Genomic DNA, 15,199 nt, shown 5'->3' with positions numbered 1-15,199 from the left:
CAGGCGCCGCCAGGGGCGCCTGATCATCGTTGCGAGGGAGTGGGGGAGTACGCTTCAGAGCTTGCCGTCGACGGCCATCTGTATGTAGCTCGGGTCGAAGCGCAGCTTGATGTTGGCGCTGTCGCCGGTCGTCACGTCGCCCGCGAAGGTCATGCCGATGGCGTCTGCGCTGCGCGCGCCCTCACCGAGAATGCCGTGCTCGAAGCTGAAGTTGGCGACCTTGGTCATGGTCTCGGGCAGGGCGGGGCTGGTGACGAAGTCCAGGGTTTGCTTCGGCGTGTAGAACAGCTTGGTGGTCGCCAGTTGCGCCTGGTAGCCGGCCAGGTCGGTGCCGGAGGCCTTGGCCATTTCGGTCAGGGCTTCGGTGGCTTCGGGCGTGCCGGACTGCATCAGTTCGAGCATCTCGAACCAGGCGCCGACCAGGGCTTTGCCGAAGTCCGGGTTGTCTTTCAGGGTCTGGGTGTTGACCACCATCATGTCGAGGATTTCACCAGGGATCTTCGAGGAGTCGAAAACCTGGGTGCTGCCGGGCTGGGCGATGATCTCGGCGAGCATCGGGTTCCAGGTGGCGGCGGCCTGCACGCTGGGGGTGGTGTAGGCAGCGATGATGTCGGCGTCGGAGGTGTTCACCACCGTCACGTCGCGCTCGCTCATGCCCGCCGACTCCAGCGCCCGGGCGAGGAAGTAATGGGAGACCGACAGCTCCACCAGGTTGACCTGCATGCCTTTGATGTCGGCCAGGGTCTTGCCCTCGCCCTTGATCAGCAGGCCGTCGTTACCATTGGAGTAATCGCCAACGATCAGCGCGGTGCTGTCCACGCCACCGGCTGCGGGGATGGTCAGCGCGTCCATGTTGGTCATGGTGCAGCCGTCGAACTGGCCGACGCTGTACTGGTTGATGGATTCGACGTAGTCGTTGAGCTGCACGACATCGATGTCGATGCCGTATTTCTTCGCCCACTTGTCGATGATGCCGGAGGTGCTGGCATGGCCCCAGGGCATCCAGCCGGCGTAGAGCGTCCAGCAGACGCTGAAGCTGTCTTTCTTCTCGGCGTGAGCGCTGAAGCTGAGTACCGCGGCCAGACCGGCAGCGGCGAAGGAGAGCAGACGGTACTTGCGCATGTGGAACCTCCAGTCTTGGTGAGTACGGGCAGGAGTCGCGGCACGTTTCGAACCGTTCGAAAGGCGCGTTCTCCCGGGCTTTTATCCCGCCGTGTAACCTCACTGGAGGTCGATGACTCTCGGACCAGCACTTGCCGGGCAAGTCGGAACCCTAGTCATCCATTTCGCAAATTGTGGTGCCGCGATTCCGGGAAAACCCCGGTTGGAACCTGCACACTCAGGCAGTAGCGAATAGCGTGCCAGCTCGCCGAAGCCCGTGGCTGGGCGCTCTGGCGATGCCGTTGGCAGTCCGCGTGCTGCCTGATGGGGCCAGGGTGGTGCTCATTGCACCGTTCGGGGGCGATTCGGCCCGTGGCAGCGCAGCTTGGCGGCGTCAGGGCGGTGGCATGGAAATCGCTATCGGTCCTGCTGCAGGGACGGCCTTGCTGCTGCCCTCGGGACGACCCGACCCGCTGCTCGTCTGGACGACCAGGTAACTCACTTGTTCAAGGGAGATTGCCATGGCGCATACCCATTTCACCTCCATCCCGCTGATCGACGTTTCCGGTCTGTATGCCGAGCGCCTCGCCGAACGCCAGCGCGTCGCCGACGCGCTGGGACGCGCGGCTCGAGAGGTCGGCTTTCTGCAGATCACCGGGCACGGCATTTCCCGCGATCTGCGCGATGGCCTGATCAATCAGGCGCGCCGTTTCTTCGCCCGTCCGCTCGCGGAGAAGATGCGCTTCCATATCGGCCAGTCGAGCAACCACAGCGGCTATGTGCCGGAAGGCGAGGAGCAGTTCGTCGGCGGCAGCAAGGACCTGAAGGAAGCCTACGACGTCAATTACGACTACACCGAGGCGCCTCAGGTCTATCCGCTGCTGGGCCCGACCCAGTGGCCGGACTCGGCGGACTTCAAGCGTGAGGTGGGCGCTTACTACCGGGCGGCGCTGGCGCTGGGCGACACGCTGTTTCGTGGCTTCGCCCTGGCGCTGGGGCTGGCCGAGGACACCTTCGCCGGCATCACCCGGCAGCCCACCAGCCAGTTGCGCATGATCCATTACCCGCTCGATCCCGATCCGGTGGCCGACCGTCCCGGCATCGGCGCGCACACCGACTACGAGTGCTTCACCATTCTTCTGCCCACTGCCGAAGGCTTGCAGGTGCTCAACGGCGACGGGCAGTGGATCGACGTGCCGCTGGTCGAGGACGCCTTCGTGATCAATATCGGCGACATGCTCGAGGTGCTCAGCAACGGCCATTTCGTCGCCACCTCGCACCGCGTGCGCAAGGTCAGCGAGGAGCGTTTCGCCTTCCCGCTGTTCTGCGCCTGCGACTACCCGACGCGTATCGCACCGATTGCCGGCCTGGCACCACGTGGTGAGCGGGTGTACGCGCCGGTGAACTGTGGCGACCACCTGTTCGCGCAGACCGCGCAGACCTTCCGCTATCTGCGCGAGCGGCTGGAGGATGGCTCGCTGAAGTTGCCGGATGGCGCGGCGGGTTTGTCGAGTTTCGGCGCCTCCAGTGTCGGCCAGGGCCGCCGGGAGGTGACGGTATGAACCTGCTGGAACTGGCGACACGTTACCCACAACGCGCCGAGGGCGGCGTGCCGGACTGGATGCTCGGGCACTTTCGCCGGCGCACCATCAGCTTCGCCGATGGCCGCAGCGACGAGCGAACGCAGGTGCATTGGTTGCAGAGCCGCACTTTCACCATCGACCTGCGCCTGCCGGACGCACCCGCGCTGCCGGTAAGGGCCTGGCAGGACTACGATGCCGCCGAGTTGCGCCAGCTTGCCAACCATGAAGGCTGGGTGGCCGACAGCGTCTGGGAGAACGGCTACCTGAGCTGGCATGGTGGCGTGAGCCTGCAACTGCACAACCGCTGGCCGGAGCCGGCGCAGTTGCAGCGCATCGGCAACTGCATGATCGAGTTCGGCACCAGCGGCGCCTATGTCGAGGACTGGCGTTTGCAGGCCAGCAGCGGACCGTTGGTCGGCCTGCGTCTGGTGGAAGAATGCGACGCCGAAAGCGGCGAGGTGCTGCAGCGCGGTGGTGGCCTGATTCTCTGTGGCGAGCAGCTTGGCTGGGTGCAGGGGCGGGCGATTGAGCCGGGTGAATCGGCATTGCAGCTGCGCGAGCGAGCCGAGCGGGCGCGCGGAGATGGCGAGGCCCTGGCCGCGCTGTTCGACTGCGAGACCTCGCTGGCTTACGCCGATGAGCAGGGCTGCTATCAGGTGGCGCTGTCCACGGTGCCGGCGCGGGTGGGGCAGAGCATCTCGCTGGAAGGCTTCGAGCTGCCGGGCGCGGGGGGCGTCTGTCAGCACCTGCAACGCCCGGACGGCCGTGCGGTGGTGCGGACGTTCATCATCGATACGTTGGAACCGGACTGGCGGGCGGACCCGGCCACGCCTTGTACTGACGAGGCGCAGCGCTGGTTCGCTGCGGAAGGCGAGACGCTGTCGCGGTATCTGGAGGTGTTGAGCTAGTGGGGGCTCCCTTACCGGAGGCGCAGGCGGTGCGCATGGCACACCCTACGGGTTATCGCGCGGTTTGCGCGTCGTAGGGTGCGCTGTGCGCACCGAAGCCTTGGCCACGTATCTGGGGCCTTGCGATCAGTAGCCCGGATGCAATCCGGGGAAATGTGCTGGTGATCCCCGGATTTCATCCGGGCTACCGTTCGTTGCGTGCAGCGATACGCTCGGCCAGCTCGCTGGGCAATTGCACCTGTGCCCGGCGCGTTTCGTTCAGCGGGATGTCGTAGGTGATGCGTGCGCCGTAGGCGTTGGGTGCCTGCGGGTCGTGGCGAACCTTGTCGAACACCAGCAGGCGGGTGCCGAGGCTGAAACCTTCGGACAGGTCGTGGGTGACCATGAACACGGTCAGGCGGGTTTCCTGCCACAGCTCCAGCAGCAGCGCGTGCATGTCCTTGCGAATGCCGGGGTCGAGCGCGCCGAACGGCTCGTCGAGCAGCAGCATGCGCGGTTGCATCACCAGCGCCTGGGCGATGGCCAGGCGTTGCTGCATGCCACCGGAAAGCGCGCTGGGGAATTTGTTCAGGGCATGGCCGAGGCCGACCTTGGTGAGGATTTCCGCGGCGCGCTCGCGAGCTTCGCGTTTGGCCGCGCCGAACAACCGACCCAGCAGCTTCGATTTCGGCAGCTCCAGGCCCAGGGCGACGTTGTCCAGCACGCTCAGGTGGGGGAATACCGAGTAGCGCTGGAACACCACGCCACGGCTCGGATCGGGTTCGTTGGGCAGCGCCTGACCGTTCAGCAGCAGCTCGCCACGGCTTGGCCGTTCCTGGCCGAGCAGCATGCGCAGGAAGGTGGATTTGCCGCAGCCGGAGGCGCCGACCAGGGTGCAGAACTCACCCTCGTTGACCTTGATGTTGAGGCGTTCGAGCACGACCAGGTCAGCGTATTCCTGCCACAGGTTGCGCGCCTCGATGAAAGCGCCTGGCGACGAGCTGGTAGCCGTGCGGGGTTCGCTCATGGCAGGTTCACTCAGCGGGACGATGTGTTGGCTGAACAGGGTCATGCCTTGCCTCCTTCATGCCAGGGGAAGCACAGGCGCAGCGCCTGGCGCAGGCCCAGATCCATCAGCCAGGCCAGCAGGGTGATCCATACGACGTAGGGCAGGATCACGTCCATGGCCATGTAGCGACGTACCAGGAAGATGCGGTAACCGAGGCCATCGGTCGATGCGATGGCCTCGGCGGCGATCAGAAACAGCCAGGCCGAACCGAGCATCAGGCGCAGCGAGATCAGCAGGCGCGGCATCAGTTGTGGCAGCACCAGGCGCAGGATCAGCGTCCAGGAGTTGGCGCCCAGGGTCTGCGCCTTGATCAGCAGTTCGCCGGGAATCTCTCGGGCACGTTGCTCGATGTCACGAGCGATGCAGGGGGTGATACCGATGACGATCAGCATCACCTTGGACAGCTCGCCCAGGCCGAAGACGATGAACAGGATCGGCAGGATCGCCAGCGGCGGAATCATCGACAGCACCGTGAGCAGCGGCGACAGCGGCGCGCCGAACAACGGCACGCTGCCGGCGGCGATGCCCAGCACCAGGCCCAACAGCGCGGCGATGCCAAGGCCCAGACCCAGGCGTTGCAGGCTGGAGGCGGTGTCCTGCCAGAACAGATACTGGCCGCTGCGTTTGTCTTCGCTGAAGGCCAGGCGGTCGATGGCATCGACCATCTGGCTGGCGCTGGGCAGCAGCTTGTCGTTGGGGTTCTCGGCCAGGCGGCTGGTCGAGGCGCTGAAGTAGACGAACAACAGCAGCGCGAAGGGCAGCAGGATCAGCAGCAGGCGGCTGCTGCGATCCGGGTGGCGGTTGATCAGGCGCATGGATAGTCCTCGTCGGGCCTGGAACGAAATGCGTGCGCAGCTAGCAGGCGCAGTGGCGTGCTGATCTCGGGCCGTTGGGAGTGACGGCTGGCTGCCGCTGATGCGAGTGGGGCGTACCCATGATGAACCTCCAGTTTGACAGGGGCGGGCAGGAGTTCGCGGCGGTCCCCACGGATGGGGCGCGTTCTCCCGGGCTTTTGTCCCGCCGTGTAACCTCGCTGGAGGTCGCTAGCTCTCGGACCAGTCGCTCGCCTGTGGCGAGCCGGAACCCTAGCCGGCTATTGGCAAATTGTGGTGCCGCGATCCCGGCGAACCGGGGTGTTCCTGCACCTCAGGTCCGTAGCGAACATCGTGCCAGCTAGCCAAGGTGTCTATCTCGGGGTTTTCGTCGCTGCTTGCCGCAACAGGTGCGCGCTATTGGTGCGGCCTGTGACTGGTTTGCTGTGCGATGGGGCGTTACAGCGCCCCTTCGGCGGCCAGTTCCATGTAGCGATGGTTGAAGCGCAGCAGAATACGGTGCGGGTTGCCCAGCGGCTTCTCACCACTGAATTCCATACCCAGATTGGTCAGGCCCATGCCGCGCTTGCCCAGCAGGCCATGCACATCGGCAAAGCGCGCGACCCGTTGCATCTGGTCCGGCAGCTTGCCGGTGCGCGCGAAGTTCAGCGCGCTGCGCGGTGAGTAGAACGAGCGCAGGGTGCCTAACTGGGCGTCGAAATCTTCCGCGGTGGTGCCGGCGGCGGCTGCCATTCTGGCCCGGGCTTCACGACCGGCGGGGGTGGGCAGGCCGAGCAGGCGTTGGGTCTCGAACCAGGCGCCGGTCAGCGCGCGGCCGAATTCCGGGTGCTGGGCCAGGGTCTGGCTATCGACCACGGTGAGGTCGAGGATTTCGCCGGGAATCAGATTGGAGCTGAATACCTGGCTGACCTCGGCCTTGCGCCGGATCTCGGAGAGGATCGGGTTCCAGGTGATCACCGCGTCGCCCTGGCCGGCGAGGAAGGCATCAGCGATTTCGGTGTCGGAGACGTTGATGATGGTCACGTCGCTTTCATCGAGCAGGGCCCACTCCAGCGCGCGGCTGAGCAGGTAATGCGAGACCGAGTTCTCCACCAGCAGCACGCTCTTGCCTTTCAGGTCCTGGATTCTCTGGCCGCTGCCACGCAGCAGCAGGGCGTCGGCGCCGTTGGAGAAATCGCCGATGATCAGCGCGGTGCTGTCCTTGCCGGCAGCGGCGGGAATGGTCAGGGCGTCCATGTTGGTCATGCTGCAGGCGTCGAACTGACCGGCGGTGTAGCGCTCGATGGAAGCGACGTAATCCGGCACTTCCTGCACTTGAATGTCAATGCCGTACTTGTCCGCCCACTTCTTCACGATGCCCTGTTCGGCGGCGTAGCCCCAGGGCATCCAGCCGGCGAATATGGACCAGCATAGCGTGAAGGTTTTTGGCGCGGCCTGGGCTGTCGGAGCGCCAAGCAGGCAGGCGCAGAGCAGGACGGTGAGCAGGGAGCGAATGGACATGGAAACCTCGGGTCATGGACGAAAGCGGGAAAGCCGGCAGCCTGGCTGCGCGTTCTCCCGGGCTTTTATCCCGCCGTGTAACCTCGTGGCTTCCCGCCGCTGCATGAGGTCGCCCACTCTCGGACCAGCCACTCGCCTTCTGACGAGCCGGAACCCTAGTCGGCCATTACGATTCGCTACCACTGACGATCCTGTGCATGGATCGGCTTTCCGCGGCGCTGGGCAAGCGAATGCCATGCCAGCGACAGGGCAATTGTCCTGTGTGCTTGTGGTTTTGCGCCGTCGGTCACAGCCGACGAAATGAATCGCACCTGTTGCGTGCGGTGCTGTCTGATGCGTCAGGGATCACCATCCCGGAGGCCGACATCGGTCGGCGTCGTCCCAGCGGTCACAGGAGGCCGCCATGCCCTACAAGTTGCTGTTTTCCGCCTTGCTCTTGATGCTCTCCGGTTGCGCCGTTTATGGCGATGGCTACGACCGTGGTTATCACAACGGCCATGGCTACCGTTACCACGACGGTTACCGGCGCGATTACTACCCGCCGCCGCGCTACTACTACGAGGAGCGTCGGCATCATTACTACCCGGCTCCTCCGCGCTACGTACCGGCGCCGCCGCCGCGTCATCACTACGGCTATGATCGCCGTTATCGCGACAGCTACAAGCACCAGCAGCCGCGACATGACTATCGCCGCGACCAGCGTCGTCAGGAGCATCGCAGCGGGCATATTCAGCGCGGCTGGGAGGCAGGCCGCAACACGCAGCATCGTTTCTCCAACGGGCGCAGCCATAGCGAACAACGCCGTAGCGGCGAGCGCCGCTGGTAAGCCCTTCCTCAATCCGCCGCGTGCCCGGCACGCGGCGTTTGTTCATCCACCAGGTGACTTGCTGCGACCCTGACCTGCGCCGCTGGAGTCCTGGTGCGCGCGGCGCACCCTGCGATGCTGGTGTGAGAGGCTTCAGGCAGGGTGCGCCATGCGCACTGGCTGAAGGCGCTATTCCACGAACAACTGCTGCACCACCGAGAAATCCTGCTTGCCCTTGCCCTGCTTGAGCAGCAGACGGTAGAGCTGCAGCGCCAGGGCGCCCATCGGTGTGCTGTTGCCGCTGTGGCTGGCGGTTTCCTGGGCCAGGCCGAGATCCTTGGCCATCAGTTCGGCTATGAAACCGCCACTGTAGCCTTTCGATGCAGGGGCGGTTTCCATCACGCCGGGCCAGGGGTTGTACTTCTCCAGCGTCCAGTTGCCGCCCGAACTCTGACGCATGATCTCGGCCAGTACCGCCGGCTCCAGGCCGTTGGCGACGCCCATGGCCATGGCCTCGGCGGTGGCGATCATCTGCACGGCGAGCACCTGGTTGTTGCACACCTTGGCCACCTGGCCGGCGCCCTCGGGGCCGGCGTGGAAGATGTTCTTGCCCATGGCGGCGAGCAGCGGTCTGGCTTTCTCCAGCGTTTTGGCTTCACCACCCACCATGAAGGTCAGGGTGGCGGCTGCTGCACCGCCGGTGCCGCCGGAGACCGGCGCATCGAGCAGAGCGATGCCGCGCTCGCGGGCGGCGGCGTGCACCTTGCGCGCGGACTCCGGGGCAATGGTCGAGCACTCGATCACCAGCGTGCCGGCGGGCAGCCGCGCAAGCAGGCCTTCATCGCCCAGATACAAGCCTTCCACATGACGGCTGGCCGGCAACATGCTGATCACTACCTGTGCCTGATCGATGGCGTCGGTGGCGCTATCGGCCGCCACGGCACCTTCGCCAGCCAGGGTGTCGACGGCGCTGCGCACCAGGTCGAAGACTGTCAGCGGATAGCCCGCCCTGAGCAGGTTGCGGGCCATGGGCAGGCCCATGTGGCCGAGGCCGATAAAGGCGGTTTGGGTCATGGCAGCTTTCCTTTCTATTGGGCGCTTCGCGCATCGATTGTCATTGTTCGAGGATTGCGTGTGAGCTCTCCCGGATCGCATCCGGGCTACATGTAGGGTGCGCCGTGCGCACCGACCCGCGCTTACAGATCTGCCAACGGGTGTTCGCCCTCCCAGGCTGGCGCGAAGTGCGCTTCGACCACGGCGTCTGGGATGGCGGCCACGTCCGGCCAGTGCCAATGCGGTGTTTGATCTTTGTCGATCAGGCGGGCGCGCACGCCTTCGGGGAATTCCGGGTGGCGGCAGCAGTTCAGGCTCATGGCGTATTCCATGCGAAACACCTCGGCCAGCGAAAGGTGGCGGGCGCGGCGTATCTGCTGCCAGACCAGGTGCGCCGTCAGCGGGCAGCCATTGGCCAGGGTCTTGGCGGCGCGGGCGAGCAGTGCGTCGTCAACCGCTTGCAGTGCGTTGAGCGCGTGTACGGCAGCCGGCAGGTCGGCGACGTCGAGCAGCTCATCGATACGTTCGCGGCGCGGCAACCATTGGGCCGCCGGCAATTCGCCGCGTGCTTCGTTCTCCAGCGCCCGCAGCAGGCTGTGCAGTTGCAGGTCGGCGTGTTCGCGCCAGTTCAGCTGGACCAGGCCTTCGAGCAGCGCCTCTTGCTGGTCGTCGCGCAGAAAGCGGTCGGCCAGGTTCAGGTCCAGCGCATCGCGGGCATTGATGCTCGCAGCGGTGAGACCCAGGAACAGACCCAGGCGACCCGGCAGACGGGCGAGGAACCAGCTGCCGCCGACATCCGGGTACAGGCCGATATTGATTTCCGGCATGCCCAGTCGGCTGCTCGGGGTGACGATGCGGATGCCGGCGCCCTGCATCAGGCCCATGCCGCCACCCAGCACGTGGCCATGGGCCCAGCAGATCAAGGGCTTGGGGTAGGTGTGGATGCGATGGTCGAGGCGATATTCGTCGGCGAAGAAACGTCGCGCCAGGGCCGGTATTTCGCCTGGCTGTTCGCGACACTGGTTGACCAGTTGCACCACATCGCCGCCGGCACAGAAGGCCTTGGGGCCGTTGCCGCGCAGCATCACGCAGGCGATGTTCGAGTCTTCTGCCCAGGCCTTCAGGCGTTCGTCGAGTGCTTCGATCATCGGCAGCGTGAGCGCGTTGAGGCTCTTTTCCGCGTCCAGGCTGGCGATGCCGATGCGGTAGCCGTGCAGGCTGGGGCGTTCTTCGAATTGCAGGTTCATAGGGTCTTCCTGCGTAGGGTGGATGGCGCTTCATTCATCCACCGTGCGGGTTTGTGGTGGACGTAAAAAGCGACGTCCACCCTACGGAGCTTCGAATTGCGGTTCATAGGATCTCCCTGCGTAGGGTGGATGGCGCTTCATTCATCCACCGTGCGGTTTTGTGGTGGACGTAAAAAGAGACGTCCACCCTACGGGGCGTTACGGGCACGCTATTTGTTGCGCCACTGTGGATCGCGTTTTTCCAGAAAGGCATTGACCCCTTCGCGGGTGTCGTCAGCATCGAACAGGTCGACGAAGCGCTCGCGTTCTTCCGGCAGCCAGGTGTTGGAACCACGCTCGCGAGCCCCCTGGATCAGTGGTTTGATGGTGCGTACCGCCACCGGGCTTTGCCGCGCCACCTTGGATGCCAGCAGCAGGGCGGTGCCACGGGCTTCGCCGGTATCCACCACCTGCTCGACCAGGCCGATGCGCAGGGCAGTTTCGGCGTCGATGCGTTCGCCGCAGAGGATCATGCGCTTGGCCCAGCCCTCACCGATCAGCCAGGGCAGGGCCTGGGTGCCACCGGCGCAGGGCAACAGGCCAACGGCGGCCTCCGGCAAGGCCATCTGCGCCTGGCGTTCGGCGATGCGGATGTCGCAGGCCAGCGCGCACTCCAGGCCGCCGCCCATGGCGTAGCCGTTGATCGCGGCGATGGACACGCCGCGGAAATCGCGCAGGGTCTCGAAGGCCTCACCGAAGCGTCGGGCCATCTCGCGGGCACGGGCCTTGTCGCCATCGGCGAACATGTTCAGGTCGGCACCGGCGGAAAAGAACTTCGGCCCCTGGCCGGTCACCACCAGGGCATACACCTCGTCGTCACGGTTGAGGTGCTCGACCACCTGCTTGAGACCGATCAGCGAGTCGCGGTCCCAGGTGTTGGCCGGTGGATGGTTGATGGTGATCAGCGCGGTGTGGCCGTGCTTTTCCACGGTGAGCTTGTGGGTCAGGTCGAAGATGCCGGATTTATAGGTTTCGATGGCGGTGCTCATAACGGTCCTCGTCAATCTTCTCCCCTCAGCCATTGATGGGCGAGGGCGGGGAGAGGGGGAAACGGTTACAGCAGGCGATCGAGCATGCCGCCTTGCAGGAGCAGGCGGCGGGCGACGATCACCCGCATGATTTCGTTGGTGCCTTCCAGTATCTGGTGCACGCGGGCGTCGCGTACCCAGCGTTCCAGCGGATAGTCATTCAGATAGCCATAGCCGCCGTGCAGTTGCAGCGCTTCGTTGCACAGGTCGAAGCACTGGTCGGTGGCGAAGCGCTTGGCCATGGCACAGTACAGGCTGGCTTCGCCGTGGCCATGGTCGAGTTTGTGTGCGGCCAGGCGCACCATCTGCCGGCTGGCGGTCAGGGCGGTGAGCATGTCGGCCAGCTTGAACTGCAAGGCCTGGAACTGGCTGAGCGGCTTGCCGAACTGCTTGCGTTCTTCCACGTAGCGCAGGCTCTGCTCCAGCGCTGCCTGGGCCGCACCGAGCGAGCAACTGGCGATATTGATGCGCCCGCCATCGAGGCCCTTCATGGCGTAGACGAAGCCTTCACCTTCCGGGCCGATGCGGTGGCTGGCGGGAATGCGCACGCCTTCGAAGCTGATGGTGCGTGTCGGCTGCGCTTTCCAGCCCATCTTGTCTTCGTTGCGTCCGTAGCGCACGCCGGGCGCGTCGGCAGGTATCAGGAAGCAGGAAACGCCCTTGGCGCCATCCTCGCCGGTACGCGCCATGACGATCAGTACCTGTGTGCTTCCCGCACCGGAAATGAAGCACTTGCTGCCGTCGATCACATAGTCGTTGCCGTCACGCCGCGCGCGGGTTCTCAGGTTGGCAGCGTCGGAGCCGGCGTCCGGTTCGGTCAGGCAGTAGGAGGCCAGCAACTGGCCGTTGATCAGTCCCGGCAACCAGGCATCCTTCAGCGCCTGGTCGGCGAAGCTGGCGAGCATCCAGGTGGCCATGTTGTGGATGGTCAGGTAGGCGGTGGTGGCTACGCAGCCCGCCGCCAGTTGTTCGAAAATCAGTGAGCTGGAGAGCCTGGACAGGCCCAGGCCGCCATCTTCTTCGCGCAGATACAGTGCCAGGTAGCCCTGTTCGGCTGCGCGGCGAATCACTTCGACAGGGAAGTGCTGCTCGCGATCCCACTCGGCAGCGTGGGGCGTCAGCTCCCGCGCAGCGAAGGCGCGGGCGCTGTCGGTCAACAGGCGTTGTTCATCACTGAGTTCGAAGTCCATGGCATCTCATTGCAAGGTCAGGGGTTGGTCGCCGGCGCGGCGTTCGGCCTGCCACTCGGCGAGGTTGGGCAGCGCGCTGCTGGCATCGAGGCGGTCGACGATTTCGAAGTAGTCCTGCTTGAGCGGGTCCTTGAGCACCTCGTCGCGCGGCTTGACCTTGACCGCGTAGACCGTCTGCAGGTTCTGGTGGTCGAAGGTACGCCATTGCTGCTCGTCCTTGAGCAAGGTGTAGCTGTGGCCTTCCAGCGCCTTGATCAGCGCTTCGCTTTCGAGGCTCTTGGCTCGCGTGGCGGCGTCGGCCCATTGCTGGACGATGCTGTAGGCCGATGCGGCAGAGCTGGATGGGTACATCTCGTAGCGGGTCTTGAAGGCTTCGACGAAGGCTTCGCCACGAGCGGATTTTTCCAGCGCAGGGACACGCCAGGTCCAGGGTTCGGTGCCAATCACGCCCTGCATCAGGTTGGGACCGGCCTGTTCGACCATGCTCTGGGTCAGGTTCGGCGCGACGATCTGCATGCGCTCGGTCAGGCCCAGGTCCTTGGCGATGCGCATGGCGCGCACCAGATCTTCGCCGAACAGCACCAGGGCGAGGATCTCGGCGTTGCTGGCGGCGGCCTGGGTCAGCGCGTCCTGATAGTCAGCCAGGCGCGCACCCGGGAAGGGGATGCGTACGCTGGTGTGTTGGGCGGTATTGTCGGTGGCGGTGGCCTGACGCAGCGAGGCCTCGGTGGTGTGGCCCCAGGTGTAGTCGGAGGTGACATAGAAGTAGCGCTTGTTCGGCAGGGTCTTGCTCAGGTACTGGCCGAGCACCCGGGCGCTCATCCAGGCGTTGTTGCACTCGCGGAACATGTAGCGGTGGCCATCCTTGCCCGTGGTGTCATTGGAGTAGGTGAGGGTGCCGAAGTAAAGCAGGCCGTGCTGCTTGGCGCGCTTGCCTGCGGCGATGGCGACCGCACTGGAGGAGCCACCGAAGAGCATCGCCGCACCCTCGGCGGCCAGCTTGTCGACGTTCTTCTCCGCTTTGGCCGGGCGCGAGGCGGTGTCCTTGCTGGACAGGCGCAAAGGTCTACCCAGCACGCCACCAGCGGCGTTGATTTCATCGATGGCCAGCAGGGCTCCACGCATCTGCGCCAATCCCTCCTCCTTGTATGGTCCGGTGCGCGGGTAGTTGAGGCCGAGGGTGATAGGCTCGGCAGCCTGCGCACAGGCGGTAAGTGCGGCCCACAGGGCCAGTGTGGCGGACAGTTGGCGCATTGCAGTTCTCCTTGTTTTTGTTCTGCAGAGAACAGTTTTACGCCGCTCGTCCAGTTCGAGTGATCGTCTATTAGTCTAAGAAACGGTCACTCGGTTCTCATTTCAGCTGAATAGTCATGTTCGGGCCATCGCCGAGCGGTGTGTCGTCGAACCAGCGGCTGGTCACTGTCTTGGTTTCGGTATAGAAACGCACTGCCTGCTTGCCGTAGGCGTGCAGGTCGCCATAGAACGAGCCCTTCCAGCCGGTGAAGGAGAAGAACGGCAGCGGCACCGGAATCGGCACGTTGATGCCCACCTGGCCGACTTCAATCGCGTGCTGGAAATGCCGCGCAGCGCCGCCGGAGCGGGTGAACAGGCTGGTGCCGTTACCGTAGGGGCTGGCGTTGACCAGTTCGATGGCTTCTTCCAGGGTCGCAACCTCCATGCACACCAGCACTGGACCGAAGATCTCCTCGCGGTACAGACCCATCTTCGTCGTCACGCCACGGAACAGTGTCGGCCCGACCCAGTTGCCGTCCGGGTAGCCGTCCACCGCGCAGTGCGAGCCGTCGAGCAGGCAGTCGGCGCCTTCGGCCTTGCCTTCCTCTATCAGGCGCAGTACGCGCTGGCGTGCCTGTGGGCTGATCAGCGGGCCATAGGCGGCACCGCTGTCTTGCCAGTGACCAGGGCGCAGCTCGGCCATTTGCTTGGCCAGCTCGTCGATCCACTGTTTCGACTCGCCGACGAACACCGCCACGCTGATCGCCATGCAACGCTGACCGGCGGCGCCACAACTGGCACCGAGCAGGTTGCTGAGCACTTGATCCTTGGGCGCGTCGGGCATGATCACCATATGGTTCTTGGCCCCGGCGAAGGCCTGCACGCGTTTCAGATGCTGAGTGCCGGTGCGATAGACATGCTGACCTACCGTCACCGAACCGACGAAGGACACCGCGCGTACCAGTGGATGCACCAGCAGCGCATCGACCTGCTCGCGCCCGCCATGCAGCACCTGCAGCACGCCGGCCGGTGCGCCAGCTTCGAGGAACAGTTCGGCCAGACGATTGGGCGTCATCGGGTCCTGTTCCGAGGGTTTGAGAATGAAGGTGTTGCCGCAGGCGATGGCCAGCGGAAACATCCACAGCGGGATCATCGCCGGGAAGTTGAACGGGGTGATGCCGACGCACACGCCCAATGGCTGGATCCAGCTGGCGGTGTCGATCTCGCGGGCGACGTTCTCCACCGTTTCGCCCATCATCAGGCTGGCGATATTGGCGGCATGCTCGGCCACTTCGATACCGCGCCAGACGTCGCCCTTGGCGTCGGCGAAGGTCTTGCCGGTTTCCGCCGCGAGAATCTCCGCCAGCTCGTCGTGATGCGCCTTGAGCAGGTGCTGGTAGCGCAGCATCAGGCGGGCGCGCTCCGATACCGGTACTTCGCGCCAGGCGAGGAAGGCTTTCTGCGCACCGTTTACTGCCGCTTCGATTTCCTCGGCAGTGGCCTTGGGGGCGAGGGCGATTACCTCCTGAGTGGCCGGGTCGGTGACTTCGATCAGCTCATGGGCCTGGCTGGTTTGCCAGTGACCGTCGATCAGTTGCGGCAGGGTAATGGGCATGCTCGCCTCCTGTTGT

13 protein-coding genes and 3 riboswitches are annotated in these 15,199 nt (G+C 64.8%); of the genes, 3 read left to right on the top strand and 10 right to left on the bottom strand.

Annotated elements, in window-relative coordinates; all coding sequences use genetic code 11:
- Positions 1–54: 54 nt before the first annotated feature.
- Positions 55–1,122: a putative urea ABC transporter substrate-binding protein gene (locus tag H3221_RS10685; RefSeq protein WP_196475424.1), complete on the bottom strand. Its 1,068-nt coding sequence runs from the start codon at positions 1,120–1,122 to the stop codon at positions 55–57.
- A 68-nt stretch (positions 1,123–1,190) separates the two neighbouring features.
- Positions 1,191–1,288: riboswitch (guanidine-I (ykkC/yxkD leader) on the bottom strand.
- Positions 1,289–1,622: 334 nt separating this feature from the next.
- Here H3221_RS10685 and H3221_RS10680 point away from each other — a divergent pair.
- Entirely contained in the window at positions 1,623–2,663 is a 1,041-nt protein-coding gene (locus H3221_RS10680) for an isopenicillin N synthase family dioxygenase (protein WP_196475425.1), read from the top strand.
- On the top strand, positions 2,660–3,592 hold the full coding sequence (locus H3221_RS10675; protein ID WP_196475426.1) for a hypothetical protein: 933 nt from the start codon (positions 2,660–2,662) through the stop codon (positions 3,590–3,592). The genes H3221_RS10680 and H3221_RS10675 overlap by 4 nt, the downstream gene beginning before the upstream one ends.
- 184 nt (positions 3,593–3,776) lie before the next feature.
- On the opposite strand, the gene H3221_RS10670 is transcribed toward H3221_RS10675, so the two are convergent.
- The 3 genes from H3221_RS10670 to H3221_RS10660 form a co-directional block, all read right to left on the bottom strand.
- Positions 3,777–4,598 (bottom strand): ABC transporter ATP-binding protein, encoded by an 822-nt coding sequence (locus tag H3221_RS10670; protein WP_196475438.1) that lies wholly within the window; start codon positions 4,596–4,598, stop codon positions 3,777–3,779.
- Between the two features lie 41 nt (positions 4,599–4,639).
- On the bottom strand, positions 4,640–5,455 hold the full coding sequence (locus tag H3221_RS10665; RefSeq protein ID WP_196475427.1) for an ABC transporter permease: 816 nt from the start codon (positions 5,453–5,455) through the stop codon (positions 4,640–4,642).
- 184 nt (positions 5,456–5,639) lie between these two features.
- A riboswitch (guanidine-I (ykkC/yxkD leader) is annotated at positions 5,640–5,740 on the bottom strand.
- A 171-nt stretch (positions 5,741–5,911) separates the two neighbouring features.
- Positions 5,912–6,973 carry a putative urea ABC transporter substrate-binding protein gene (locus H3221_RS10660; RefSeq protein ID WP_196475428.1) on the bottom strand — a complete coding sequence of 354 codons (1,062 nt, stop codon included), beginning with the start codon at positions 6,971–6,973 and terminating at the stop codon, positions 5,912–5,914.
- Between the two features lie 52 nt (positions 6,974–7,025).
- Positions 7,026–7,143, bottom strand: a riboswitch (guanidine-I (ykkC/yxkD leader).
- A 233-nt stretch (positions 7,144–7,376) separates the two neighbouring features.
- On the opposite strand from H3221_RS10660, the gene H3221_RS10655 reads away from it, so the two are divergent.
- Entirely contained in the window at positions 7,377–7,799 is a 423-nt protein-coding gene (locus H3221_RS10655) for a hypothetical protein (RefSeq protein WP_196475429.1), read from the top strand.
- A gap of 168 nt (positions 7,800–7,967) precedes the next feature.
- On the opposite strand, the gene mmsB is transcribed toward H3221_RS10655, so the two are convergent.
- From mmsB to H3221_RS10625, 6 genes are all read right to left on the bottom strand, one after another.
- Positions 7,968–8,852 carry a 3-hydroxyisobutyrate dehydrogenase gene (gene mmsB, locus H3221_RS10650; RefSeq protein WP_196475430.1) on the bottom strand — a complete coding sequence of 295 codons (885 nt, stop codon included), beginning with the start codon at positions 8,850–8,852 and terminating at the stop codon, positions 7,968–7,970.
- Positions 8,853–8,974: 122 nt separating this feature from the next.
- Positions 8,975–10,078, bottom strand: coding sequence for an enoyl-CoA hydratase/isomerase family protein (locus H3221_RS10645; protein WP_196475431.1), 1,104 nt, complete (start codon positions 10,076–10,078; stop codon positions 8,975–8,977).
- A gap of 209 nt (positions 10,079–10,287) precedes the next feature.
- On the bottom strand, positions 10,288–11,106 hold the full coding sequence (locus H3221_RS10640) for an enoyl-CoA hydratase (protein WP_196475673.1): 819 nt from the start codon (positions 11,104–11,106) through the stop codon (positions 10,288–10,290).
- 65 nt (positions 11,107–11,171) lie between these two features.
- Positions 11,172–12,335, bottom strand: a complete 1,164-nt coding sequence (locus tag H3221_RS10635; protein ID WP_196475674.1) for an acyl-CoA dehydrogenase family protein — start codon at positions 12,333–12,335, stop codon at positions 11,172–11,174.
- 6 nt (positions 12,336–12,341) lie between these two features.
- On the bottom strand, positions 12,342–13,589 hold the full coding sequence (locus H3221_RS10630) for an ABC transporter substrate-binding protein (protein WP_196475675.1): 1,248 nt from the start codon (positions 13,587–13,589) through the stop codon (positions 12,342–12,344).
- A 97-nt stretch (positions 13,590–13,686) separates the two neighbouring features.
- The gene (locus tag H3221_RS10625; protein ID WP_196475676.1) at positions 13,687–15,183 is read right to left on the bottom strand and encodes a CoA-acylating methylmalonate-semialdehyde dehydrogenase; all 1,497 of its coding nucleotides are present in this window, start codon (positions 15,181–15,183) and stop codon (positions 13,687–13,689) included.
- Positions 15,184–15,199 lie beyond the last annotated feature (16 nt).

The sequence above is a fragment of the Pseudomonas chaetocerotis genome (assembly GCF_015712105.2).
GTDB lineage: Bacteria > Pseudomonadota > Gammaproteobacteria > Pseudomonadales > Pseudomonadaceae > Aquipseudomonas > Aquipseudomonas chaetocerotis.
Note: the sequence above shows the minus strand (reverse complement) of the source record. Positions and strands in the feature narration are given on the sequence as shown.